This window comes from Methylobacterium brachiatum (assembly GCF_900113845.1).
Lineage (GTDB): Bacteria > Pseudomonadota > Alphaproteobacteria > Rhizobiales > Beijerinckiaceae > Methylobacterium > Methylobacterium brachiatum.
The window spans coordinates 174,966-199,626 of sequence record NZ_FOQW01000002.1 but is presented as its reverse complement, the minus strand read 5'-3'; the positions used below and the strand labels follow the sequence as shown (position 1 = coordinate 199,626).

Annotated in this window: 24 protein-coding genes; 6 read left to right on the top strand and 18 right to left on the bottom strand. The window is 68.1% G+C overall.

The features are described from left to right. Positions 1-3 precede the first annotated feature (3 nt). The 11 genes from BMZ47_RS00875 to BMZ47_RS00825 form a co-directional block, all read right to left on the bottom strand. Entirely contained in the window at positions 4-1,290 is a 1,287-nt protein-coding gene (locus BMZ47_RS00875) for a cytochrome b (protein WP_091857651.1), read from the bottom strand. Positions 1,291-1,303: 13 nt separating this feature from the next. Beyond that, entirely contained in the window at positions 1,304-1,897 is a 594-nt protein-coding gene (petA, locus tag BMZ47_RS00870) for a ubiquinol-cytochrome c reductase iron-sulfur subunit (RefSeq protein WP_091857649.1), read from the bottom strand. A gap of 203 nt (positions 1,898-2,100) precedes the next feature. Next, complete coding sequence (locus BMZ47_RS00865) at positions 2,101-3,966, bottom strand: ABC transporter ATP-binding protein (RefSeq protein WP_091857647.1); 1,866 nt, start codon at positions 3,964-3,966, stop codon at positions 2,101-2,103. 163 nt (positions 3,967-4,129) lie between these two features. Further along, positions 4,130-4,711, bottom strand: a complete 582-nt coding sequence (locus BMZ47_RS00860) for an AprI/Inh family metalloprotease inhibitor (protein WP_091857644.1) — start codon at positions 4,709-4,711, stop codon at positions 4,130-4,132. A 165-nt stretch (positions 4,712-4,876) separates the two neighbouring features. Next, on the bottom strand, positions 4,877-5,701 hold the full coding sequence (locus tag BMZ47_RS00855; RefSeq protein ID WP_007564306.1) for a succinate dehydrogenase iron-sulfur subunit: 825 nt from the start codon (positions 5,699-5,701) through the stop codon (positions 4,877-4,879). Between the two features lie 93 nt (positions 5,702-5,794). Next, positions 5,795-7,612 (bottom strand): succinate dehydrogenase flavoprotein subunit, encoded by a 1,818-nt coding sequence (gene sdhA, locus BMZ47_RS00850; RefSeq protein ID WP_091857642.1) that lies wholly within the window; start codon positions 7,610-7,612, stop codon positions 5,795-5,797. A 32-nt stretch (positions 7,613-7,644) separates the two neighbouring features. Continuing rightward, a complete protein-coding gene (gene sdhD / locus BMZ47_RS00845) occupies positions 7,645-8,064 on the bottom strand; it encodes a succinate dehydrogenase, hydrophobic membrane anchor protein (RefSeq protein ID WP_007564302.1) in 420 nt (139 codons plus the stop codon). Positions 8,065-8,074: 10 nt separating this feature from the next. After that, the gene (sdhC, locus tag BMZ47_RS00840) at positions 8,075-8,476 is read right to left on the bottom strand and encodes a succinate dehydrogenase, cytochrome b556 subunit (RefSeq protein ID WP_091857641.1); all 402 of its coding nucleotides are present in this window, start codon (positions 8,474-8,476) and stop codon (positions 8,075-8,077) included. A 132-nt stretch (positions 8,477-8,608) separates the two neighbouring features. Continuing rightward, positions 8,609-9,910, bottom strand: a complete 1,302-nt coding sequence (locus BMZ47_RS00835) for an SLC13 family permease (RefSeq protein ID WP_091857639.1) — start codon at positions 9,908-9,910, stop codon at positions 8,609-8,611. Between the two features lie 192 nt (positions 9,911-10,102). After that, positions 10,103-10,696, bottom strand: coding sequence for a hypothetical protein (locus BMZ47_RS00830; RefSeq protein ID WP_091857636.1), 594 nt, complete (start codon positions 10,694-10,696; stop codon positions 10,103-10,105). Between the two features lie 161 nt (positions 10,697-10,857). Then, complete coding sequence (locus BMZ47_RS00825; protein ID WP_091857634.1) at positions 10,858-12,351, bottom strand: AMP nucleosidase; 1,494 nt, start codon at positions 12,349-12,351, stop codon at positions 10,858-10,860. 111 nt (positions 12,352-12,462) lie between these two features. Between BMZ47_RS00825 and tsaA the strand changes: the two genes are divergently transcribed. The 5 genes from tsaA to BMZ47_RS00800 all read left to right on the top strand — a co-directional run bounded on the left by tsaA (position 12,463) and on the right by BMZ47_RS00800 (position 15,278). Continuing rightward, positions 12,463-12,960: a tRNA (N6-threonylcarbamoyladenosine(37)-N6)-methyltransferase TrmO gene (gene tsaA, locus BMZ47_RS00820; protein ID WP_091857632.1), complete on the top strand. Its 498-nt coding sequence runs from the start codon at positions 12,463-12,465 to the stop codon at positions 12,958-12,960. After that, a complete protein-coding gene (locus BMZ47_RS00815) occupies positions 12,957-13,649 on the top strand; it encodes an SGNH/GDSL hydrolase family protein (protein ID WP_091857630.1) in 693 nt (230 codons plus the stop codon). The genes tsaA and BMZ47_RS00815 overlap by 4 nt, the downstream gene beginning before the upstream one ends. Positions 13,650-13,907: 258 nt before the next feature. Next, entirely contained in the window at positions 13,908-14,516 is a 609-nt protein-coding gene (locus BMZ47_RS00810) for a LysE/ArgO family amino acid transporter (protein WP_091857628.1), read from the top strand. A gap of 94 nt (positions 14,517-14,610) precedes the next feature. Next, positions 14,611-14,853 (top strand): type II toxin-antitoxin system Phd/YefM family antitoxin, encoded by a 243-nt coding sequence (locus BMZ47_RS00805; RefSeq protein WP_091857626.1) that lies wholly within the window; start codon positions 14,611-14,613, stop codon positions 14,851-14,853. Then, positions 14,853-15,278, top strand: a complete 426-nt coding sequence (locus tag BMZ47_RS00800) for a type II toxin-antitoxin system VapC family toxin (protein ID WP_091857619.1) — start codon at positions 14,853-14,855, stop codon at positions 15,276-15,278. The genes BMZ47_RS00805 and BMZ47_RS00800 overlap by 1 nt, the downstream gene beginning before the upstream one ends. A gap of 81 nt (positions 15,279-15,359) precedes the next feature. Here the strand turns inward: BMZ47_RS00800 and guaA are convergent, their stop codons facing one another. The 5 genes from guaA to BMZ47_RS00770 form a co-directional block, all read right to left on the bottom strand. Further along, positions 15,360-16,916: a glutamine-hydrolyzing GMP synthase gene (gene guaA, locus BMZ47_RS00795; RefSeq protein ID WP_007564280.1), complete on the bottom strand. Its 1,557-nt coding sequence runs from the start codon at positions 16,914-16,916 to the stop codon at positions 15,360-15,362. Positions 16,917-17,012: 96 nt separating this feature from the next. Continuing rightward, on the bottom strand, positions 17,013-17,432 hold the full coding sequence (locus BMZ47_RS00790; RefSeq protein ID WP_007564278.1) for a hypothetical protein: 420 nt from the start codon (positions 17,430-17,432) through the stop codon (positions 17,013-17,015). A gap of 518 nt (positions 17,433-17,950) precedes the next feature. After that, entirely contained in the window at positions 17,951-19,312 is a 1,362-nt protein-coding gene (locus BMZ47_RS00780; RefSeq protein WP_091857615.1) for an NTP/NDP exchange transporter, read from the bottom strand. A 7-nt stretch (positions 19,313-19,319) separates the two neighbouring features. Beyond that, on the bottom strand, positions 19,320-20,063 hold the full coding sequence (locus BMZ47_RS00775) for an NADPH-dependent F420 reductase (RefSeq protein ID WP_091857613.1): 744 nt from the start codon (positions 20,061-20,063) through the stop codon (positions 19,320-19,322). Further along, entirely contained in the window at positions 20,053-20,958 is a 906-nt protein-coding gene (locus tag BMZ47_RS00770) for an aldo/keto reductase (RefSeq protein ID WP_091857612.1), read from the bottom strand. Before BMZ47_RS00770 ends, BMZ47_RS00775 begins: the two co-directional genes overlap by 11 nt. A 565-nt stretch (positions 20,959-21,523) precedes the next feature. Between BMZ47_RS00770 and BMZ47_RS00765 the strand changes: the two genes are divergently transcribed. After that, positions 21,524-23,596, top strand: coding sequence for a TonB-dependent receptor (locus BMZ47_RS00765; RefSeq protein WP_244536707.1), 2,073 nt, complete (start codon positions 21,524-21,526; stop codon positions 23,594-23,596). Between the two features lie 62 nt (positions 23,597-23,658). Here the strand turns inward: BMZ47_RS00765 and BMZ47_RS00760 are convergent, their stop codons facing one another. Both BMZ47_RS00760 and BMZ47_RS00755 read right to left on the bottom strand, forming a co-directional pair. Beyond that, entirely contained in the window at positions 23,659-23,997 is a 339-nt protein-coding gene (locus tag BMZ47_RS00760; RefSeq protein ID WP_091857609.1) for a hypothetical protein, read from the bottom strand. 160 nt (positions 23,998-24,157) lie between these two features. Next, complete coding sequence (locus tag BMZ47_RS00755) at positions 24,158-24,643, bottom strand: hypothetical protein (RefSeq protein ID WP_091857608.1); 486 nt, start codon at positions 24,641-24,643, stop codon at positions 24,158-24,160. Between the last annotated feature and the right edge of the window lie 18 nt (positions 24,644-24,661).

Sequence of the window (24,661 nt, the reverse complement as noted above, 5' to 3'; positions counted from 1 at the left end):
CCGTCAGCCTTTGGTGGTCGGAGCGGCGGCGGCGCCCGCCGGCATACCCGATCCACTCACCTGTTTGCCCGGCCCCGTGACACTCTCCAGGATCGACCCGGGGAGCGCCTTCGGCGTCTCGAACAGGCCGCAGAGGGGCATCACGATCAGGAAGTGCGCGAAGTAGTAGGCCGTGCAGACCTGCGCGGCGAGGACGTAGCCCCCCTCCGGCGGCTGCGAGCCGAGCCACCCGAGCAGCAGCGTCGCGCCGATGAACACCCAGAAGAACTGCCGGTAGATCGGCCGGTAGTTGCAGGACCGAACCCGCGACGTATCCAGCCACGGCGCGAAGGCCAGGATGAGCACCGCCGAGAACATCAGGATGACGCCGCCGAGCTTGCTCGGGACCGCGCGCAGGATCGCGTAGAACGGCAGGAAGTACCATTCGGGGACGATATGCGCCGGCGTCACCGCGGGGTTGGCCGCGATGTAGTTGTCGGCATGGCCCAGGTAGTTCGGCTGGTAGAACAGGAACCAGGCGAACAGGATCATGAACACGCAGGTCGCGAACACGTCCTTGATGGTTGCGTAGGGCGTGAACGGCACAGCGTCCTTGCCCGACTTGATTGGGATGCCGGCCGGGTTGTTCTGGCCGGTGACGTGCAGGGCCCAGACGTGCAGCACGACCACGCCGGCGATCATCCAGGGCAGCAGGTAGTGCAGCGAGAAGAAGCGGTTCACGGTCGGATTGCCCACCGAGTAGCCGCCCCAGAGCAGCGTCTGGATGGTGTCGCCCACCACCGGGATCGCCGCCAGGATGTTGGTGATGACCGTGGCGCCCCAGAAGCTCATCTGACCCCAGGGCAGCGTGTAGCCGAGGAAGGCCGTGGCCATCATCAGCAGGTAGATGATCACGCCGAGGATGTAGAGCACCTCGCGCGGGGCCTTGTATGACCCGTAATACAGCGCCCGGAACATGTGCAGATAGACGGCGACGAAGAACATCGATGCGCCGTTGGCGTGCGCGTAGCGCAGCAGCCAGCCGTAATTGACGTCGCGCATGATCTTTTCGACGGAATTGAACGCGCCCGTCGCCGAGGGCTCGTAGTGCATCGCCAGCCAGACGCCGGTGACGATCTGGATCCCCAGGAAGGCGGCCAGGATGGCCCCGAAGGTCCAGAAATAATTGAGGTTTCGCGGGACGGGATAGGCGATGAAGGACGAGTGCACGAGCCCGGCGATCGGCAGCCGGGCCTCGAACCACTTGGCGACGCGGCTCTTCGGGACGTAGGTGCTGGCAGTTCCGCTCATGTCCGCGTCCTTCTCACGCCGCTTCCTTGCCACCCTCGCCGATCCGGATCTTGGTATCCGTCTCGAAGGCGTAGGGCGGGATCGGCAGGTTGATCGGTGCCGGTCCGTGGCGGACGCGCCCGACGGCGTCGAACTGCGAGCCGTGGCAGGGGCAGGCCCACCCCTCGAAATTGCCCTGGTGGCCGATCGGCACGCAGCCGAGATGCGTGCAGTTGCCGTAGACGACCAGCCACTGGTCGTGGCCGTTCTTGACCCGCGTCGGGAAGGGCGCGGGGTCGATCATGGCCGTGAGCGGGACCGCCTGCATGTCGGTCACCTCCTTGGCCGTGAGCTTGCGCACGAAGATCAGCTTGCCGCGCCAGAACACGTTGATGATTTGGCCGTCCTGGATCGGTGTCAGATCGACATCGATCGGCGCGCCGGCCGCGATCGTCTCGGCATCGGGCGCCATCGACGAGATCAGCGGCCAGACCGTAGCGGCGGCCCCGACCGCGAGTCCGGCCCCGGTGGCGAGGAACAGGAAATCACGGCGGCTGCCCTCGTGGGGGCCGTCCGTTCGGGCGCTGCCATCCCGGGTCGCGGGAGCAGTGGCGGAGGTGGTCGCCAAGATTCGGAACTCCGTGCGTTGGCGTGAGGGCCGCAGGTGCCCTGCCCTGATTTCCCGGCCGGGCCGCGATCAAAGCATTATCGTTCTAATCTGAGCAATGAGACCGTGTGCCACCCCCAAGTCAAGCTGCCAGAGAGGGCCTCGCGAGGCGGTTAGGTCACGATCGTTGTCATATGTTGCCGAATGCCAGTTCGGCCGCATCGCTACGCCACGGCGTCGTCGAACTGCGCCGCTCCGCCGTCCAGGAAGCCGCCCGACTGGCGGGCCCAGAGCCCGGCATAGACGCCGCCGCGGGCGACCAGCTCGGCATGGGTGCCCTCCTCGACGATTCGGCCGCGGTCGATCACCACGAGGCGGTCGAGCGCCGCGATGGTGGACAGGCGGTGGGCGATCGCCACCACGGTCTTGCCGGCCATCAGCGTGTCGAGCGAGTCCTGGATCGCCACCTCGACCTCGCTGTCGAGGGCCGAGGTCGCCTCGTCGAGAATCAGAATCGGTGCGTCCTTCAGCATCACTCGGGCGATGGCGATGCGCTGGCGCTGGCCGCCGGAGAGCTTGACGCCGCGCTCGCCGACCTGGGCGTCGTAACCCCGGCGGCCCTTGTGATCGATGAGATCGGCGATGAACCGGTCGGCATGGGCCAGTTTCGCGGCGCGCTCGATCTGCTCCTGTGTGGCGCCCGGACGGCCGTAGGCAATATTCTCGCGGATCGAGCGGTGCAGCAGCGACGTGTCTTGGCTGACCATGGCGATGGCCTCGCGCAGGGATTGCTGCGTCACGGTGGCGATGTCCTGGCCATCCACCAGGATACGCCCGCTCTCGACCTCGTAGAGGCGCAGCAGCAGGCTCGCCAGGGTGGACTTGCCCGCACCGCTGACCCCGACCAGCCCGACCTTCTCGCCGGGGCGTATCGTCAGGCTGAAATCCTCGATCACGGTGGCGTCGCCGCGGCCGTAATGGAATCCGACATTCTCGAACCGGATCTCGCCGCCGCTGACGACGAGGTCCCGGGCCTCCGGGGCGTCGACCAGCGCGTGCGGCCGCGCCATGGTCTGCATGCTCTCTTGAATCACCCCGACATTCTCGAACACGCCGCGGACCGTCTGCATCACCCAGCCGGACATGGCGATGAGCCGCAGGATCAGGGCCAGCCCGGCCGAGGCCTCGCCGGTGGTCATGCCGCCGTCGCGCCAGAGAATCAGGCAGGCCGCGCCGGTGGCGATCAGCAGCGTGCTGTTCAGCAGGCCGAGCAGGCTGGTGGTCAGGGTCACCAGCCGGAACTGGTACAGGTAGGCGTCGGTATGGACCTCGACCGCGTCGCGCACCGTGGCCCGTTCCTCGCGGTCACGGGCGAACAGCTTGACGGTCAGGATGTTGGTGTAGCTGTCGACGATCCGGCCGATCAGGACCGAGCGGGTGTCGGCGGTCTTGTGCGAGCGGGCGCGGGCCCGGGGCACGAACCAGGTCGTCAGGGCCGCGTAGGCGGCGATCCAGATCAGAACCGGCAGGGCGAGCCACGGCGAGATCGAGCCGAACAGGCCGACAGCGGTCACGGCGTAGATCGCCACGTAGAGCAGCGTGTCGATGAACACGACTGCCAGCTCCCGCACCGCCGGGCCGACCTGCACCACCCGGTTGGCGAGGCGGCCGGAGAAGTCGCCCTGGAAATACGAGAGCGCGTGCCCCAGGGTATAGAGATGCGCCCGCCAGCGGATCTGGCTGGTCGATTGCGGCACGATCAGCTGGTTGGACAGCACCTCGTGCAGCCAGATCGAGAGCGGCCGGACCAGGGCGATCAGCAAGAATACCAGGCCCAGCCCGACCGCATGGTCGGACAGGACGGTGGCCCGGTCGGCCGTGGCGAGCAGGTCGATGAACCAGCGCATCACCAGGTAGAGCGAGGCCTCGACCGTTCCGGCCACCACCGCGATGACGAACAGGGCCGCCAGGGCCGCCCGAATCGGGCGCAGGTAGAAGCCGGCGAAACCGAGGACCGTCTGCGGCGGGGTTCGCGTCTCGTCGAAGGGCGCGAACGGATCGACCCGGCGCTCAAGCCAATTCAAAAACATATTTTTGGGGCGCACCGCTGTGGGAAGCCCTGATGTAAGGGCGGTGCGCTGGCCGCCAAGCGCGCGCGGTCGTCGCGGCGCCGGAAATCCAGACCATATTCCTTATGCAGGACCGGCCCGTCGCGGCCGATCCCTCTCCACGTGCGTGGCCGCGCCGTCCGGCTCAGCGCGCCAGAGCGAGCGTGGCGCCCGATTTGGTCAGCGCCCCCTCGAGTGCGCCGTTGCCCTGGCGCAGACGCGCCGCGACGGTGCCGCCCGGCTGGTAGAGATAGACCTCGCCGTCGCGGAAGTCCCAGGCCGAGACCCGTGCCAGGTCCTTGTTGGGACAGCCGGAGGCGGAGGCCTTGTAGAGGTCGAGGGCCGGTGCGCTGGACAGGGTGACCTTGCAACTCGCGCCCGTGGCGTCCTTGGCATCCCAGCTGCCGACCACCGAGGCGCGGCCGCTCGTGACCACCGGCGGCGGCGGCGCGGGGGGCGCCACCGGCTCAGCGATCACCGTCGGCCCGTTCGGCGCGGCATTCGCCTGGGCGCCGGGCGGAGGCGGCGCGTCGGGGCTCGCGCTCGCACCAGGCGGGGGCGCGAGCGGCGCCGCCGTCACGGTCCCCGACGGGACCGCCTGCACGGCATCCAGGGACGCCTGAGACGGCGCCCGGCCCCTCGGGCTCTCCAGACGGGTCGTCGCACAGGCGCCCAGGGTGGCGCTCAGGCAGAGGGCAGCGAAGATCGGCAGGCTCGGGCGCAGCATCGGACCACTTCGGATCAGGCTTGGGGGCGCGCGCAATGGCGCTTCACCCCTGACTCCGTGCCAAATGCGCTGACCGCAAGGCGACCGCCTGGGCCGCCCCCGACTCCGCTGCGGAGGAGCGGCCTTTTCGCCCCGGTGTGGCCGGGGCGCCTCACCGGTATGCGGTCAGACCACCCGCTCGACCATCATCTTCTTGATCTCGGCGATGGCTTTGGCCGGGTTCAGGCTCTTGGGGCAGGTGTTGGCGCAGTTCATGATCGTGTGGCAGCGGTAGAGCCGGAACGGATCGTGCAGGGCATCGAGCCGGTCGCCGGTATTCTCGTCGCGCGAATCGATCAGCCAGCGATAGGCCTGCAGCAGGGCCGCCGGGCCGAGGAACTTGTCGCCGTTCCACCAGTAGCTCGGGCAGGACGTGCTGCAGCACGCGCACAGGATGCACTCGTACAAGCCGTCGAGCTTCGACCGATCCTCGGGGGTCTGGCGCCACTCCTTCTCGGGGGCGGGCGTCTCGGTCTGCAGCCAGGGCTCGATCGCGGCGTGCTGGGCGTAGAAGTTGGTCAGGTCGGGGACCAGATCCTTCAGCACCGGCATGTGCGGCAGCGGGTAGATCCGGACCGCGCCGTCCTTGTCCTTGCGGGTCATCACCGGCAGGGCGTTGTCCGGGCTCTTGCACTCGTCGATGCCCATCGTGCAGGCGAGCGCGTTCTGGCCCTCGATGTTCATGGCGCAGGAGCCGCAGATGCCCTCGCGGCAGGAGCGGCGGAAGACCAGGGTCGAGTCGACCTTGTTCTTGATCCACAGCAGCGCGTCGAGCACCATCGGGCCGCAATCGTCGCGATCGACCTGATAGGTATCGATCCGCGGGTTGGCCCCGTCATCCGGGTTCCAGCGGTAGATCTTGAAGGTCTGCAGGTTCTTGGCGCCGGGCGGCGGCGCCCAGGTGCGGCCCTGCGTGATCTGGGAGTTCTTCGGAAGGTTGAACTGGGCCATTGCGATTATATCCGGCAATATCGGTCAGAACCGGAAACCGGTCTGAGGGGATGCACGCGCCGCGCATCGGCACGTGCATCGTGATGGTTGGCCTCAGTACACGCGCGCCTTCGGCTCGATGTACTGGATCTCGTTCGACATCGTGTAGGTGTGCACCGGCCGGTAATCGATGTTGACCTGGTGCCGGCCCTCGTCGAGCCAGGAGAGGGTGTGCTTCATCCACTCCTTGTCGTCGCGATCGGGGAAATCCTCGCGGGCATGGGCGCCGCGGGATTCCTTGCGGTTGGCGGCCGATTCCATCGTCACCACCGCCTGGCCGATCAGGTTGTCGAACTCCAGGGTCTCCAGGAGGTCGGTGTTCCAGATCAGCGACCGGTCCGTGATCTTCACGTCGGCGGCGGCGTTCCAGACCTTGTGGATCAGGCCCTTGCCCTCCTCCAGGACCTCGCCGGTGCGGAACACGGCGCAGTTGTTCTGCATCGTCTTCTGCATCTCGGCGCGCAGCTCGGCGGTCGGCGTCGAGCCGTTGGCGTGACGGAAGCGGTCGAGGCGCTCCAGCGCCTTGTCGGTGGCGCCCTTGGGCAGTTCCTGGGCCCGGCCGTTCGGCTCGACGATCTCGGCGCAGCGCTTGCCGGCGGCGCGGCCGAACACCACGAGGTCGATCAGGGAGTTGGAGCCGAGGCGGTTGGCGCCGTGGACCGAGACGCAGGCCGCCTCGCCGATCGCCATCAGGCCCGGCACCACCGTGTCGGGGTTGCCGTCGCGGAGGGTGAGCACCTCGCCGTGATAGTTCGTGGGGATGCCGCCCATGTTGTAGTGCACGGTCGGGATGACCGGGATCGGCTCCTTGGTCACGTCGACGCCCGCGAAGATCTTCGCGCTCTCCGAGATGCCCGGCAGGCGCTCGTGCAGGATCTTCGGGTCGAGGTGATCGAGGTGCAGGTAGATGTGGTCCTTGTTCTTGCCGACGCCGCGGCCGTCGCGGATCTCCATGGTCATGGAGCGCGAGACCACGTCGCGCGAGGCGAGGTCCTTGGCCGAGGGGGCGTAGCGCTCCATGAAGCGCTCGCCCTCGGAATTGGTCAGGTAGCCGCCCTCGCCGCGCGAGCCCTCGGTGATCAGGCAGCCGGCGCCGTAGATGCCGGTCGGGTGGAACTGCACGAACTCCATGTCCTGGAGCGGCAGCCCGGCGCGCAGCACCATGGCGTTGCCGTCGCCCGTGCAGGTATGGGCCGAGGTCGCCGAGAAGTAGGCGCGGCCGTAGCCGCCCGTGGCCAGGATGGTCTGCTGGGCGCGGAACCGGTGGATCTCGCCGGTGGCCTGGTCGAGGGCGATGACGCCGCGGCAGCGGCCCTCCTCGTCCATGATCAGGTCGAGGGCGAAATACTCGATGAAGAAGTCGGTCTGGTTCTTCACCGCCTGCCCGTAGAGGGTGTGCAGCATGGCGTGTCCGGTGCGGTCGGCCGCCGCGCAGGTCCGCTGGGCGGTACCCTTGCCGTAATCGGTGGTCATGCCACCGAACGGGCGCTGGTAGATCTTGCCCTCTTCCGTGCGCGAGAAGGGCACGCCCCAATGCTCGAGCTCGTAGACGGCGGCCGGCGCGTTGCGGACGAGGTACTCGATCGCGTCCTGGTCGCCGAGCCAGTCCGACCCCTTGACGGTGTCGTACATGTGCCAGCGCCAATCGTCCGGGCCCATATTGCCGAGCGAGGCCGAGATGCCGCCCTGCGCCGCCACGGTGTGCGAGCGGGTCGGGAACACCTTGGTGATGCAGGCGGTGCGCAGGCCGGCCTCGGAGCAGCCGACGGTGGCGCGCAGGCCCGCGCCGCCCGCGCCGATGATCACCACGTCGAAGGCGTGATCGTGAATGGTGTAGGCAGGCCCGCTGCCGTTTGTGCCGTTGGCGGCCATGGTCGGCTCCTCGAAATGCGTGATGGCGGGGTTCAGGCCGGCTGTCCGAAGCCGATGCGCAGGACCGCGTAGAGGCAGGCCACGGCCACCAGGACCGCGTAGGCGTTGTTGGCGAACACCGCGGCGATCTTCGTGCCTTGGCCGTGCACGTAATCCTCGATGACCACCTGCATGCCGATCCGCATGTGGATGGTCACCGACAGCAGCGCCAGGATCAGGATGATCGAGACCAGGGGCTTGGCAATCAGGTGCGTCGCTTCGACGTAGCCCCGGCCGGCCATGCTGGCGACGATCACCACGAAGGCCAGCATCAGGACGACGTTCGCCGCCGCGGTCACCCGCTGCTGCCACCAATGGCCGGCGCCGTGATGGGCGACGCCGAGGCCGCGGACGCGGGCGCGCGGGGTGCGGATGGAAACGCGGGTGTCCTGGCGGATTTCTTCCTTAGCCATGCCGGCCTCCTCAGCGGACCAGAAGGGCGACCGCCCAGATGACGATGGTGAGCGCGACGGACCCGATCAGCGTCAGGCGCGCCATGCTCAGGCGCTTCTCCCGGTCGAACCCGACGCCGGTGTCCCAGACCAGGTGGCGCAGCCCGCCGAGCATGTGGTGCATCAGCACCCAGGTGTAGGCGAACAAGATCAGCCGGCCGACGATCGAGCCGAAGAAGCCGGCCACGTAGGAATAGGCGACCGGCCCGGATGCAAGCGCGACGAGCCAGATCGCCACCAGCGCAGTCCCGCCATAGAGCGCGGTGCCGGTAATACGGTGAAACACCGACATCGCCATCGTCCAGGTCCAGCGATAGATCTGGAGATGCGGTGAAAGCGGCTGTGCCACTGTCGGGCGCGCGGTGGGTGCCATTGGGTTGAAGCCTCGCAGCTGCGAACTGGACCGTCTCTAATCTGGTGGTAGCGCTAGTGCCTCCGGCGGCAAGCCGCAATGTGTCATGCTGCGGCGCAATGCAGAGGGCGTGTTGATAGAGCGGCGGATCTGTCACTTGAGTTGCCCCAGCAGCCGCCACCAGGCGTAATCGAGGGGGGCGGCGACCACGAGCGAGGCCAGGCCGAAGGCCAGGGTGAGTCGGGTGGCGTCCCGCAGGCGCACGCCGCCGAGCTCGCTGGCGAAGACGATGGGTGGGGCCTGGTAGGGGAAGAACAGGGTCGCGTAGCCGATCACCTGGATCGACACGACGGCGAGCGCTGAGAGACCGCTGGCCTGAACCATCTCTCCCGCCAGCGCCGTGTAGAGGGCCGGCGCGCCGTTGGCAGTGACCAGCAGCGTCAAGAGGGTGCTGATGCCGGTCAGCACCACGAAGTTCTGGGTCGGCGCATCGGGGGTGAGCGGCGCCACTGCAAGCAGCCCATGGCCCAACCGCGCCCCGAGCCCGGTCTCGTTGACCAGAGCGACCAAGCCGAGCAGCCCCGCGATATAGAAGCAGGTCCGCAGGTTCACCTGCTGGAACGACTCGGGCGGCAGGACCCCGATCCGCGGCAGCAGGCAGATCACGGCGGCCGCGAGCCCGACCCAGGCCGGGGCGAGGCCGTGCAGGCTGTCGGTGACCCAGAGGGCCAGGGTGCAGGCCAGGATCAACGCCAGGCGCCGCTCCGCCGCGGAGACGGGCGGCAGTACGGGAAGGGCCTGGGCGCCGTGGCTGAGGCGATCCGGGAACAGCCGCACGATCAGCACCACCAGCATCACGCCCTTGACCAGGGCCAGGACCGGCGCGTGCAGGAGGAGATAGGACAGGTAGGAGAGGTGCAAGCCCAGCACCTGCTCGGCCGAGCCGGCCATCACGAGGTTCGGCACGTTGGCCGGCAGGATCGCCGCCGACAGGATCGGGGTCGCCACGCCCACCGCCAGGACGGCGCCGGTCCGCCCCGGCCGGCCGGGCACCAGCCCGAACCCGTCGCAGAGCGCCAGCGTCACCGGGATCATCAGGGCGATCCGGCCGAGATTGGACGGCATTACGAAGGCGATGAGGAAGCTCAAGGTCACCAGACCGGCGATGAAGTACGCGTAGGAACCGGAGAGGCGCCCGGCCAGCGCCCGGGCCATCCGGGCGCCGAGGCCGGTGCGGGTCATGCCCTGACCCACCACCATACCGGACAGGACCAGCCAGAAGGCTGCGGCCGAGAAGCCGGAGAACACCGTCGCGGCGCTGCCGAGACGCAGCAGCATCGCCAGCCCGAAGAAGGCCAGCGCGGTGACGATCTCGGGCAGAAGCGCGGTCGCCCACAGACCCATGCATAGGACCAGCAAAGCCGCCGTCGCCGGAATAGTCGCCGCCCCGCTCATCCACGCCCCCCGGCTCCACGTGCGGCCGCAGGCATGGGCCGGTTTGGAATGGTTCGCAATTCGGGACTCCACGACGCAGCCTTCGCCGCAGACGAAGGCTGACGGGTCCGGAGACCTGAGCCAGACATGGAAAAGCCCGGCCGTTGCCGGCCAGGCTTTTCCGTCGAGAGGCCACTTTAAGAGGTGCGGCGCTCAGTAGCCGTAACCATAGGTGCTGCAATAGGCGGGATCGTAGCCGTAGCCGTAACCGCCGGCACAGCTATCGTCATAGCCGTAGCCGAAACCACCCAGGCCGTAGCCGACGCCCAGCCCAAGTCCGACGCCGGCCAAGCCGTAACCGAGGCCGCGCCCGTAGCCGCCATAGCCCCGCCCGTAATAACCGCGATTGGCGTAGCCCCGACCGGCGAAGCCGCGGTTTCCGATCACGCCGCGCCCGCCATAGACGCCTCCGCCGCGCTGGAAACCGCCACCGCCAAAGCCCCGGCCGACACCGATCCCGGGTGCCCCGACACCCGCGCCACGAAACCCGCCGCCGGCGAGACCGGCACCGCGGAAGCCGCCGCCACCCAGACCGCCGCCGCGGAACCCGCCACCAGCAAGTCCACCACCGCCCAGTCCGCCGCCTCGGAACCCACCGCCGCCGAAGCCACCACCATGGAAGCCGCCACCGCCGAACCCGCCGCCGTGAAACCCGCCGCCGCCGCCGAATCCGCGGGCGTCGGCGCTCGCGGGAACGAAGGCGAAGGCCGCCAAAAGTGCCGTCGATGCGAAAGCAAAGCGCTTCATTGAAAAGTCCAATCCTCGAGAGGAGTATGACTTTTCAACGTGCCATCGATCCCACGTATCCACGCTCGATGATTGATCGTGGCGTGTCAGTCCGTCGCTGTTCGGCAATGCAGCACCGAGAGGCCGCGAAAGCTTGTCCGTATGCGCGGGGGGAACGCGCTTTATCGGAACGGCGGCTCGTCGAAGCTGCGCAGCTTGCGCGAATGCAGCCCGTGCCGGTCGGCCCGCAGCGCGTCGAGGGCCGCCAGCCCGACCCGCAGATGCTCGGAGACCGCCCGGTCATAGAAGGCATTGGCGGCACCGGGCAGCTTGATCTCGCCGTGAAGCGGCTTGTCGGAAACGCAGAGCAGCGCCCCATACGGCACGCGCAGGCGAAAGCCCTGCGCGGCCACGGTGCCGCTCTCCATGTCCACCGCGATGGCGCGCGACTGGTTGATCCGCCGCCGCTCCTGGCTGAATCGCAACTCCCAGTTGCGATCGTCGTAGGTGACCACCGTGCCGGTCCGCAGGCGTCGCTTGAGCGCGTCGGCCTGCTCGCCGGTTACCGAGGCGGCGGCGCTCTGGAGCGCGACCTGAACCTCGGCGAGCGCCGGCACAGGCACGTCAGGCGGCACCAGCTCATCCAGAATCCGGTCGCGGCGGAGATAGGCGTGGGCGAGCACGTAGTCGCCGATGGTCTGCGACTGACGCAGGCCGCCGCAATGGCCGACCATCAGCCAGCAATCCGGGCGCAGCACCGCCAGATGGTCGGTGATCGTCTTCGCGTTCGAAGGGCCGACCCCGATATTGACCAGGCTCGTGCCCTGCATGGTCCCGTCGGCGCCCCGGGCGACGAGGTGATAGGCCGGCATCTGGTGCCGGTGCCACGGTGAGGCGGCGATCACCGCGGCGGGATCGGCCGTGGCCGCCTCCGCGCGGCTCACGGAGATGCCGCCGGGCAGGACCAGCCGCTCGAACCCTTCCTCGCCCGAGGCCAGGCGCTCGAGCCCGTGGCGGACGAACTGGTCGACGTAGCGGTGATAGTTGGTCAGCAGGATCCAGGGCTGGACCTCGCGCCAGTCGCAGCCGGTGTAATGGACCAGGCGGCGCAGCGAGTAATCGACCCGCACGGCGTCGAACAGGGCCAGCGGCAGCGGCTCGCCCTGGGCGAGATCGAAGGTCCCGTCGGCGATCTCGTCGCCCACCAGCGACAGGAGCGGGACGGGGAAGTAGGTGGCGAGCTCGGCGCCGTCCACCGCGCTCCCGCGTGCATCGAGCCCCGCCTCCAGGACGTAGGGATAGGGGATTTCCTGCGCGCTCAGGCCGACCTCGATCTGGATGCCGTAATCGTCGATCAGCGGTTGCAGCTGCCGGGTCAGGTAATGGCGGAAGAAGGCCGGATGCGTCACCGTGGTGGCGTAGGTTCCGGCCGCCTGGAGCTTGGCAGTCGCCCGCCGCACCCGCGGCAGCGGGCCGGCGGGGCGGTAGCTGATCCGCAATTCGGGATAGCGGAAGGCGAGCCGCTCGGTGGCGTCCGGCGGCGGACCGCCCGCGAGGTAGCGCTCCAGCGCCTGCCGGAGGGCCTCGGCGGCGCCGTCATAGAGCTCGGCCAGACGGTCGACCGCGCTGCCGGCATCGGCGACGGCTCGCATCGGACGCAATTCCCGCTCGATCATGAACCCTCCCGTCCCCGGCCCGGATCTACACCGCCCCGCCCGGCCGCGCGACCCGGGCTTGCGGCCAGACGGCGCTTGCCCGAGAACCCGGCGTTCTTGGAGCGAGGATGCATGGGCACGGACGAGTTCGGGATCCGTCCCGGCGAGGAGATGGCGGCGCTGCCCGCGCGCTTCGATGCCGGCCTGCACTTTATCGGCCGGCTGCGCACCCCCTGGCAGGCGCGGCAGGACTGCCCGAAGAACGGCCTGCAGAGCGATGCTGTCTGCACCGTCGAGGTGGATGCGGCCTACGCGCCCGGCCTGCGCTCCATCACGGGCTGCACCCATCTGATCCTGCTCTACTGGATGGATCGGGCGACCCGGGGCCTCATCGTGCAGCAGCCGCGCCACGCCGACGGACCGCGCGGGACCTTCTCGCTGCGCTCCCCGGCCCGACCCAACCCGATCGCCCTGTCGGTGGTCGAGCTGATCGCCCGGGAGGGCGATAGTCTACGCGTGCGCGGGCTCGATTGCCTGGACGGAACACCGCTCCTCGACATCAAGCCGTATTACGCGACGACGGATTCGCGGCCCGAGGCGCAGGTCGACCGCGCCGGCGCCGAACCGTGAGGCGGCTCCTTTTCGCAGTCCTCGCGGGCCTCGTTCTGCTGGCGCTCGGCGGACTTGCCGGCTGGCACCTGCACAAGCCCGCCGCGGATGCCCGCGCCTACGCGGTGATGCGCGGCATCGCCGTCCAAGTCAGCCTGGATGAGGCGCCGGCCGATTACATGTTCTGGGCCGGCGACTCCCAGGTGGAGCTGCAGCCCGGCGGCCAGCGACCCTGCGGTTTGGACTTCATCAATGGCGGCTTCAGCGGTGCGACTGCCGCGGCCTATCAGGATCACCTCGCCGGCCTGACCTTCCGCCACGATCCGAAAGTCGCTGCGCTGACGATCGGGACCAACGACATCCTGCTCAAGAACAATCCGCGCTCGGCCGAGGCGGCGGCACGCTTCGCGGTGAGTGCGGAAGCGATCGTGAAGCGCCTGCAGGCCTTGAGCCCTCGGGTGGTCGTCACCGCCCTCCCCCCCATCGGTCGCGAGAGCGCTCGCTTCCTCGATGCCGCGGCCGTACCGGATTACTCGCAACGCCTGCACACCCTGTGCACCCGCCTCGGCTGCATTTTTGCGGACCCGTTCGCGATGCTCCGCGACGGCGACACCGGGTACGCCAAGCCCGGCGCGCTCCGGGACGGCCTGCACCTCGCCGCCTACCGGCCCGCCATGGCAGCCCTGGAGCCGGTCCTATGCGGGCGGTGAGCGATGCGTGCAGAGCGCGCAGGGCGTCGGGCTGCAGAGCGACCGCTTGTGCCGGCCCACCGGACGCGATCGCGCTTCCCCTGCGGCCTTGGCTTTGAGAGATCTGCCATCCTCACCGTCATTGCGAGCGCAGCGAAGCAACCCCGTGTGGCGCTACGTCCCGCGATCGCGTGCTGCCCTCGTCTGCTTCGCCGCGCTCGAGACGACGATGTGAAGTGACGGCGGCGTGAACCTTCGACCCTCGATGAGCGACAGCGCGTGTTCGAAGTCTACCTGACCGGTTTCTCCGTCAGCGCCGGGCTGATCCTGGCGATCGGCGCGCAGAACGCGTTCGTGCTGCGCCAGGGCCTGCGCGGCGAGCACGTGGCGCTGGTCTGCGCCACCTGCGCGACCTCCGACGCGCTCCTGATCCTGGTGGGCGTGACCAGCTTCAGGAGCCTCGTCGTCCTCGCCCCCTGGTTGAGGCCGGCGATGCTGTATGCCGGGGCGGCCTTCCTGATCTGGTACGGGGCGCGCAGCCTCCGGTCGGCCTTCGCGGCCACCGAGGCGCTGCGACCCGCGCCGGGATCCGCGGCCGGCCTCGGACGGACGCTGGCGACATGCCTCGCGCTGACCTGGCTCAACCCGCACGTCTATCTCGATACGCTGCTGCTGATCGGATCGATCTCGACGCGCTTCCCGGGCCAGGAACCCGCCTTCGCGGCCGGTGCCATGACGGCCTCGGTCGCGTTCTTCTTCTCGCTGGGCTACGGCGCGGCCATCCTCCGGCCCCTCTTCGCCAAGCCGGTCGCCTGGCGCGTGCTCGAAGGCGTGATCGCGCTCACCATGTGGGTGATCGCGGCCGAGTTGCTGCTGAGCGGGCCGTAACGACAGGTCGCACTTTCCGGACAGGCTCGGATCAGGCCTGCTCGAATTGCGAAGCGCAACACGCTACTTGAACTGCGATAGGCAGGAGCACGGCATGGACGCGATCACGCTGGCAGATGCCAAGGCCCAACTGAGCGCCCTGGTCGACCGGGTCGAGGCAGGCGATTCGATTGAGATCACCCGTCGCGGCAAGCCGGTTGCTCGACTGACAGCCGTAACGAAGCCGCGGAAGCCGATCGACCTCGCGCTGCTTCAAGCGCTGACGGCAGCGATGCCGCCACAATCCGAGAGCGCCGTCGATCTCGTGCGGTCGATGCGGGACAGCGACCGATACTGATGATCTATCTCGATACGTCGCTGATCGTCGCGGCGCTCTCGAATGAAGCGATGACGTCCCGTGTTCAGACGTGGCTGGCCGAGCAAAACCAAGCCGAGCTTCTGATCAGTGATTGGACCATCACCGAAATGTCCTCGGCCATGGCCATCAAGGTGCGGACGAAACAGGTCAACTTGGAACAGCGTGCGGCGGCACTCGCCATATTCGCCCAACTGTTCGCCGAGAGTTTCACTGTCCTTGGCGTGACGACCAGCCATTTCCGGTTGGCGGCGAAGTTCGCGGACCAGTACTCCCTCGGACTTCGGGGCGGCGACGCATTGCACCTCGCTGTTGCGTCGGAGCACGGCGCCACGGTGCATACGCTCGACCAACGGTTAGCTGCTGCCGGGCCGGCGCTCGGCATTCCGACTCAACTGTTGGCGTGAACCGAGCCGCCCCGACGCATAAGATTGCATCACACGTTCGCGGCTGCAGCCGAGGTGATCCGAATCAAGGACGCCCGCCCGTCACTCCCACTCGATCGTGCCGGGCGGCTTCGAGGTGATGTCGTAGGTCACCCGGTTGATGCCCTTCACCTCGTTGATGATCCGGGTCGCGACGCGACCCAGGAAGGCCATGTCGAACGGGTAGAAATCGGCGGTCATGCCGTCCACCGAGGTGACGGCGCGCAGCGCACAGACGTGGTCGTAGGTACGGCCGTCGCCCATCACGCCCACCGTCTTGACCGGCAGGATCACCGCGAAGGCCTGCCAGATCGTGTCGTAGAGGCCGGCCTGGCGGATCTCGTCGAGATAGATCGCATCCGCCTTGCGCAGAGCTTCGAGCTTCTCGGGCGTGATCGTGCCGGGGCAGCGGATCGCTAGGCCCGGGCCCGGGAACGGGTGGCGGCCGACGAAGGCGTCCGGCAGGCCGAGCTCACGGCCCAGCACCCGGACCTCGTCCTTGAACAGCTCGCGCAGCGGCTCCACGAGCTTCATGTTCATGCGCTCGGGCAGGCCGCCGACATTGTGGTGGCTCTTGATCGTCACCGACGGGCCGCCGGTGAACGACACGCTCTCGATCACGTCCGGGTAGAGGGTGCCCTGCGCCAGGAAGGCCGCCCCGCCGATCTTCTTGGATTCGGCCTCGAACACGTCGATGAACAGGCGGCCGATGGTCTTGCGCTTGACCTCCGGGTCGCTGACGCCGTCCAGCGCCGAGAGGAACATGCCGCTCGCCTCCACATGGACCAGCGGGATGTTGTAGTGGTCGCGGAACAGGGCCACGACCTGCTCGGCCTCGCCGAGGCGCAGCAGCCCGTGATCGACGAACACGCAGGTGAGCTGGTCGCCGATCGCCTCGTGGATCAGCACGGCCGCCACGGCCGAATCGACGCCGCCCGAGAGGCCACAGATCACCTTCTCGGAGCCGACCTGCTCGCGGATCTTGGCGATCGCCTCTTCGCGATAGGCGCCCATGGTCCAGTCGCCGGAGCAGCCGGCGATGTCGCGCACGAAGTTGCGGATCAGCAGGGCGCCGTGCGGGGTGTGGGCGACCTCGGGGTGGAACTGCACCGCGTAGTAGTTGCGCGCCGCGTCGGCCACGGCCGCGAAGGGCGCGTTCTTCGAGATCGCCACGGTGGTGAAGCCGTCCGGCAGCTTCGTGACGCGGTCGCCATGGCTCATCCAGACCGGGTAGGTCTCGCCCTTGTGCCAGACGCCGTTGAACAGCGGGCAATCGGCCAGGATCTCGACCTCGGCCCGGCCGAACTCAGCATGGTGCCCGCCCTCGACCGCGCCGCCGAGCTGGGCCGCCATGGTCTGCTGGCCGTAGCAGATGCCGAAGACCGGCACGCCCGATTCGAACACAAGCTGCGGTGCCCGGGGGCTCGCCTCGACGGTCACCGATTCGGGGCCGCCGGACAGGATCACGCCCTTCGGCTTCTGCTCGCGGAACGCGGCCTCGGCCTTGGTGAAGGGCACGATCTCGCAATAGACCCCCTCCTCCCGCACCCGTCGGGCGATGAGCTGGGTCACCTGAGAGCCGAAATCGACGATCAGGATCTTGTCGTGGTCGGTGTTCATCGCGGGCGATTATCCGAAGGTCGGGGCGCACGCAACGCATGCGCCCGTCTCAGGCTGGGGATCGCCGCGCAAGGCCCGCGCCAGACGCGGGTAGAGTCAGTCGAAGTTGCGGACCTTGGCCGAGCCGCCGAGGCTGATCGCGGGCTTGGCCGGAGCGCCCGCGAGGCTGACCTTCTTCTGACCCGGCAGGGTCTTGGCGCGCAGCTCCGGGGCGGCGGCCGGCGCCGGCTTGGCGGGCTTCAGATGGGCCTGGCCGTGGATCACCGAGCCGATCTCGCCGGCGACCCGGATCAGGTCCTCCCGGTCGCAGGACCGGGCGACCTTGAGGCCGAGCTTGTGCATGTGGCTCTTGCCGTAGAGGTAGGCGGCCAGCTGGGCGCGCTTGAGCGGCGGGATCTGCTCCAGGATCATCGGCAGGTCGAACTCGTCGGCCCGGTAGACCTCGCCCAGAACCTCGAGGCTCACGGGGCAATCGACTTCGGGCTCGGCGCCGCTGGTCGGGTGCGCTTGCGTCATGGTTGGCTCTCGGGAAGCGATGGATCGGAAGCTGGCCCGGATGCCCCGGAGCCGGTGTCGGTTTCAAGCCCTGCGGGTGCCGTCAGGTCCGCAATCCTGGCCTGCACGGGACCCGGCGTCGCAGCCGGCGGCGGCGCCGGCTCTGGTTTCCAGGCCCCGAGGCAGCCGGTGCACACGGATTCGATCACCGCGCGGGCATGGGCCTGACGGCGCGCCCAGAGGGCTTCCCGGGCGGCGCGCTCGCCCTCGGGGGATGGACGGATGCGGATGAACAGCGGCTCCTCCGCGACGGCCGGGACCGGGGCGGCCGCCAGCAGCGCCAGCAGCGCCAGGGCACGGAGTCTCGGGCCTGCAACCGGCTGCGCCGCACACGTCATGCCGTCCCCGCCCCCTGCTGAGCCGATCCGGAGACCTCGCGCCTCATGGTAAACCGCCGCTTAACATCCTGGCGATGTATGGCGCATCCGGCGGGCCGTCGACACCCGCCCCGACGCCTGAACGGGCCGCAATGAGACCCGCTAGATCGCGGGGCGCGGCGTCGCGACCGGCACCGGCGCGGGCTCGGTGCCATCGACGTCCAGAGCCGCCCGCCGCCGATCCTGGGCACGGCCGAGCCAGAGGCTGTTGAGCAGCCAGGCCACGGAGAGCGGCACCGCCACACCGGCGATGCCGGTGCTGCCGAAGCCGAGCCCCTGGATGCCGGTGAAGGACCACGCCCCGACCTGATCGCCGAGGCGGTAGACCACCGTGTCGATGAAGCTCTTGGCCTTGTAGCGGTCCTCCCGGGGGACCACGGTGAACAGCACCTCCCGGATCGGACGGGCGATGGCGAAATTGCCGGCCCGGCGCAGGACCTGGAACGCCACGATCACCCCGATGGTCGGCGAGACGGCCAAGGCCGCGAAGCCCAGCACGCTGAAGGCCGGCAGCAGCGCCAGCGTGACCCCGACGCCGAGGCGCTTCACGATCCGTCCGGTCAGGAACAGCTGCACGCCCAAAGTCAGCACGTTCACCGCGAGGTCGACGCTGGCGAAGAACGCGGTCTGGGCGCCCCGGTCCGGGAAGCTGTTCTTGGCGATGCCGGCCTGCTCGAAATACAGGAAGGTCGAGGTGACGGAAAACAGCAGCAGGAACAGGGAGATGTTGAGCAGGTAGGGCGACGCCAGGGTGCGGGTGACGCCGGCCAGCACGCTGCCGCCGATGGTGCGGTCCTGGCCGTCATGGGCCATGTCGGCGCTGCCCGGCACCGCGTGGAGCCGCGCCGACAGGGCGGCGAGCCCGCGCATGCAGAACACCGCGACTTCGAGGAGCACCACCGCGCAGAGCATCAGCCCCCAGGTCGGCACGTTCTTGGCGAGGATCGCCGTGGTGGCCGAGCCCGCGATGGCGCCGAGGGTCGCGCCGGCCGCGATGAAGCCGAACAGGCGCTTGCTCTGGTCGTTCGAGAACACGTCGACGATGGTGGCCCAGAAGATCGAGACCACGAACAGGTTGAAGATCGACAGCCAGACGAAGAATACCCGCCCGATCCAGATGCCCCAATCGGGAGGCGCCAGGTACAGGGTCAGCGCGAAGGCGACGATGTTGGCCGCGAAGAACCGGTAGGTGATCGGCACGAACCGCGCCCGCGGCATGCGCTTCACCAGGTAGGCGAAGGGCAGGTTGAGGGCGAGCATGCCGATCAGCGTGGCGGTGAACAGCCAGGGCAGGTTCTCGATGCCCCCGGCCACGCCCATCTGGTCGCGGATCGGGCGCAGCACGTAATAGGCGGCCAGGATCGAGAAGATGTAGGCCCAGGACCAGGCGAGCGCCTGGCCCTCGCCGGGCCGGATGTCGATCAGGCGCGCCAGTGGGCCGCGGGGAGTCGAAGCCTCGGCCACGCGCCCCTTACTTCCCCAACCCGAGCTTCTCGCGCAGTTCCGGCGCGGTCGCCTCGTGGCCGAAGCCCGGGGAGCCCATGGCGAACTTGTCGGCGTCCTTCAACGAACCGACCACGACCGGGTCGAAACCGGCATCGCGGACGAGGCCCTCGGCCACCTTCAGCGCGGCCGGATCGTCGCCCGCGATCGGGATCGCCATCCGGCCGCCGGGCCGGTCCTTGCCGCCATCGGCGCCGGCTTTGGCGAACACTTTGTAGTTGGCGGCGTTGAACGCCCGGACCAGCTTGGCGCCCGGAAGATACTTGGCCGAGGTCGCCCCGATCCCGTTCGCCTGGACCTCGTCGTAGAGCGCGCCGTCGCGCTTCTGCGTTGCGTTGCCGGCGTCGAGCACGACCTTGCCAGCGAGCGCGGAGGCGAAGTCCTTGGAGAGGTCCGGATAGGCCTTGTACGGAACCGCCACGAACACCGCGTCGCCGAACTTGATCGCCTCGTCGGGCGTCCCGGCCTTGGCCTTCGGCCCAAGCTCGGCGATCAGCGGCGCCAGGGTGTCCGGATGGCGCGAGGCGAACATCACCTCGTGGCCGTCCTTGACCCAGAGGGTGCCGATCGTGCCGCCGATATTGCCGGCCCCGATCACCCCGATTCGGATCTTCTTGGGACTGTCTTGGGCCAGCGCCGGAAGGGCGGCCGCCAAGGAGAAGCCCGCGGCGAGGGCGAGCGCAGCGCGCCGCGTGGTGCGATCAGACCGCATCGATGAAGCTCTCCAACTGCTTGCGCTGGGCCGGGTCGGGAAGCGGGCCCCGGGCGGCGGCGAGGTTGTCCTCGACATAGGCGACCTTGGCCATGCCGGGGATCGGGCAGGTCACGGCCGGATGGCCGAGCACGTATTTCAGGAAGACCTGCGGCCAGCTGGTGCAGCCGAGATCCTTCGCCACCGGCGGCAGCTCCTTGCCCTGCACCGCCTTGAACAGGCGGTCGCGGCCGAAGGGCACGTTGGTCATCACGGCGACGCCCTTCTCGGCGGCGAGCGGCAGCACGCGCTCGGCCGCGGCCCGGTTGTCGATGGCGTAGTTCACCTGGATGAAGTCGAGGGGTTCGCGCTTCATCACGGCTTCGAGCGCGTCAAGCTGGCCGTCCCGCCAGACGGTGACGCCGACATAGCGGATCCGCTTGTCCCGCTTGAGGTCGCGCAGGACCGCCAGGTTCTCGTTCACGTCGATCAGGTTGTGGACCGCCACGAGATCGAGGCTCTCGACCCTCATGCGCCTCAGGGATCGCTCGAACTCGGCGAGCGTCGCGTCGCGGCCCTGAGTGTCGACCTTGCTGGCCAGAAAGATCTTCTGGCGCAGGCCGGGCTCTGCGAGGATCAGGCCGAGCACGTCCTCGGCCGTGCCGTAGCTCGGCGCGGTGTCGATCACCGAGCCGCCGAGCGACACGAAGCTCTGCACCGCGGCTTTGAGGGGCGCCACCGCCTCGGCATTGGGCTCGACCTCGTAGCGCCGGGACGTCCCGATCCCCATCGCCGGCAGCATCTCGCCGCTGGACGGGATCGGCCGCCGGATCAGCGGCTCCGCGGCCCAGGTCAGGCGCCCCCCGAGGGGCGCGAGGGCGGCGGCCGCGATGACGGCACGACGGGATACAGGCATGGCCGGCCTCCGGCGGTGTCAGGACACAACCGGAAGATAGGGCGGTTCTCGGGAGAAGTGTATTCGTTATTCTCACCCTTGCGCGAGCGTCGGCTGCGAGGAGGTCGTGAAGCCTCTGCGAGATCCGAAGATGACATGTGCGCTGCGCGATCCGAGCCACGGGAAATAGGGCGCGGCTTCCGTGAATACCGGCACACCGCAATTCATGTCATCGGGATCGTGTTTACGATAGTAGGCTTATGTTTTTGATCGGTTATAATACACATTTTGCCTAGATTAACTTATAATCATCAGATAATTAGAAATTTTCTAACTCAATAATACGAATAAAATTCTTGACTCATTCCGTATCGATCGCGATATCGCCGCCATGCCGCGAGCATGTTCGATCAATTATTTCGACGGTTCCGCGCGTTTTACTCAAAATTACGAAGTATCAAGAATCATGATGGTTGCGGAACCTGGATCGCGACACGGATATCTCGTTTCGATGGCGTCGGCGTGCGCGATACTTGTCGGGGCGACCGTTGCCACGCCGGCTGTCGCGCAGGAGCCTGCAGACGCGGTGACGCTGGACGAACTCAGCGTGACGCAGACGGGCATCGGCCGGCCGCCAACCTCCGGCACGATCGGTCAGCCGTCGCCGCTCTACGCGGGCGGGCAGGTGGCTGCGCAAGGCCGCGTCGGCCTGCTCGGCAACCGAAGCATCTTCGAGACGCCGTTCACGCAGAACAATTACGCGGCCGAGCTGGCCCGCGACCAGGGTGCCCGCACCGTCGCCGATGTGCTCGCCAACGACCCCGCGGTCCGCACAGCCCAACCCCCGTTCGGCAGCCAGGACATCGTCTTCGTCCGCGGCGTCGTGTTGAACTCGCGCGATTTCGCCTTCGACGGCCTCTACGGCATCAGCGATGCGCGTAAGCCGATCATCGAAGGCATCGAGCGGTTCGAAGTTCAACACGGCCCGGCGGCGTTCCTGTATGGATTTCCGCCGAACGGCAGCGTTGCCGGTGTCGTGAACCTGATCTCCAAACGCGCGGGCGACGTCCCGGTCACGCGGGTCACGACGACCTACATGTCGCGCGCCAGCGGTGGCACCCAGGTCGATGTCGGTCGCCGGTTCGGCGAGGGCAATGCGCTGGGCGTGCGTCTCAACGCGTTCTACAGCGACGGCCAGACCCCGATCGATCAGCAGGCGATCCGGAACGGAGGCGCCACGCTGGGGCTCGATTACCGGGGCGAGGCGTTCCGCTTCAGCCTGGATGCCGGCTATCACAACCTCGCCTACCGCAGCCCGACGGGAGCCTTCAGCATCCTGCCCGGCATAGCGGTCCCGCGGGCACCGGACCTCACGATCAACCAGCAGCCGCGCTGGGCTTTCACGGATTCCGAGTCCGGCTTTGCCGTGGCCCGGGCGGAATACGACGTCGCGCCGGACTGGACGCTCTTCGCGGCCGGCGGCGGCTCCTGGACGAGCGAGTTCTTCACCTTTCCCACATTCACGATCACCAATGCCCGCGGGGACTTGAACGGGCGGACGATCCTCTTCCCGGATCGACAGTCGCAGCTCACGGCCGAGGTTGGAATCCGCGGCAGCTTCGAGACCGGCACCGTCCACCATGCGGTCGCCATCGTGGGGACGGCGTACAGCAACGACAATCCGTACGCGTCCGGCCTCGGACCGTCCGTGGTCTCCAACCTCTACAGGCCCCTGGCGAGCCTGCCGCCGAACTTCGCCCACATTCCGAGAATCGTCGCGCAACAACCGGCTGAGCTGAAGGGATTGGCGGCGGTCGACACCGTATCGGTCGTCCCGCACGTCATCGATCTGATCGTCGGGGTCCGCGGGCAATCCGTCGAAACCAGGAATTACGATCCTGTCACGGCCGCTTTGGCGTCCACCTACGCCAAGAGTGCCGTCACGCCGCTCGCCGGCTTGGTGGTCAAACCCGTGCCGTGGATGTCGCTCTACGCCAGCTATGCCGAAGGTCTGAGCCTCGGTCCGACGGCGCCCAGCGACGCCCGGAATGCCGGCGCGGTCTTCCCGCCGACCGTGTCCACCCAACTCGAGACGGGCGCCAAGTTCGATCTCGGCGAACTCGGCCTGACGCTCGCCTTCTACGATATCGCCTTGCCGTCACCGTTCCTGGACCCGGTCACCCGGATCTACGGGCTGACCGGTGAGCAGCACAATCACGGTATCGATTTCAACGTCTTCGGCTCGCCGGTCGATGGCCTGCGCCTCCTGGGCGGCATCACACTGCTCGACGGCCGGCTGGTTAAAACCGCCGGCGGTGCGTTCGACGGCAAGGTCGCGCCCGGCGTTCCGGCGGTGCAACTCAACCTCACCGCGGAGGTTGACCTGCCGCGCCATCTGCTTCCAGGCGCCTCGCTGGCGGGTCGGGTGCTCTACACGGCCGCGCAGTATTACGACCAGGCGAACACCCAGAAGATCCCGGATTGGACGCGCTTCGACCTGGGTATGCGCTATCGGTTCACGATCAACGACACACCTTTGATCGCGAGCTTCAATGTCGAGAATATCGCCGCCCGCGATTATTACGCCTCGACCGGCGCCGGCAAACTGATCCTTGGCATGCCGCGCACCTTCAAACTGTCGCTGACGGCAGACCTCTGAAACCGTCGGCTGCCGTCGAGACCGCGCAGCGGCCCAGTCCGACCGCGATCTCACCGGCGCCTTCAATCCTCCTCGGGCGGGTCCTCGAATTCGGCGCCCTCGGTGTCCGGCGCGATTCGGAACCGGTACTCGTCGATCGCCAGGAAGGCTTGGTGGACCGTCTGCGGATCGAGGCCGTCGCGGACCACGAGCGTCTGGAAATCGATGAACAGCCGGGCGATCCGCGCCTCGTCCGACAAAGCGGCCAGCGCGGAGGAACTGGCGCCCGCCCGCATCATGTAGCGTTTGGAGGTGCCGGCTTCGTCCGGCACCGACACCACGACGACCTGCCCCGCCGTCTCGGGCTTCAGCTCGGCCCATCGCGCGGGCGTCCACGCAATGATGGCCTCAATCTGCTTCATCGGCACCTCCGGCGGCTCGGGATGATCCGCCTAAGCATCATTTGCGGGAGGGGTCACCGGGTGGGCGGTGAAAATGTCGCCGGATTTCGGACCTGGCGCGTGTCGGTCGCTTATCGCAGACGCGATTCAGCCGCCCGCAACCGTTGAGAATGTCGCGCCCTCATCGCTCCCGCGCTGAAGCCGGGATCCGGAAGGTGTTCGACGCGGTGACAACCGCCGCCTGCCACCGGGCTTTTTCGCTGGCAGCGTAGCGGATGCGCAGGCTGACGAAAGCCGTGTCGGTCCCGCGGCCCGACCGGATGGTCTTCTGATAGAGGATGCCGTCCGCGGTCATGCAGGAAAAGACGATGCGGTCCGGCCGCTCCAGGAGGTAGTCCGGCGGCTGGTGCCGGCAGCGCGCGCGGTCGGACGCGATGAAGTCCGGCAGAGTCTGGTCGAGCGCGTTGTTCAGGCCCGAGACCGTCACGCGCAACGTGTTGTCGGGGGCGTGGAAGGCCTGTCCGTCGCCGTTATCGGGTGGTGTTTCGGCGATCAGTTCGGCCGGAAGATCGACCGAGAAGCCGAAGCGGTCGTTGCTATAGTGCTGGACCGGTGACCCGGCTGCGGCGGGGCCGCACAGGAGCATGGCCGTCACCAGGATCGGCAATCCGCCGCGGGATGATCG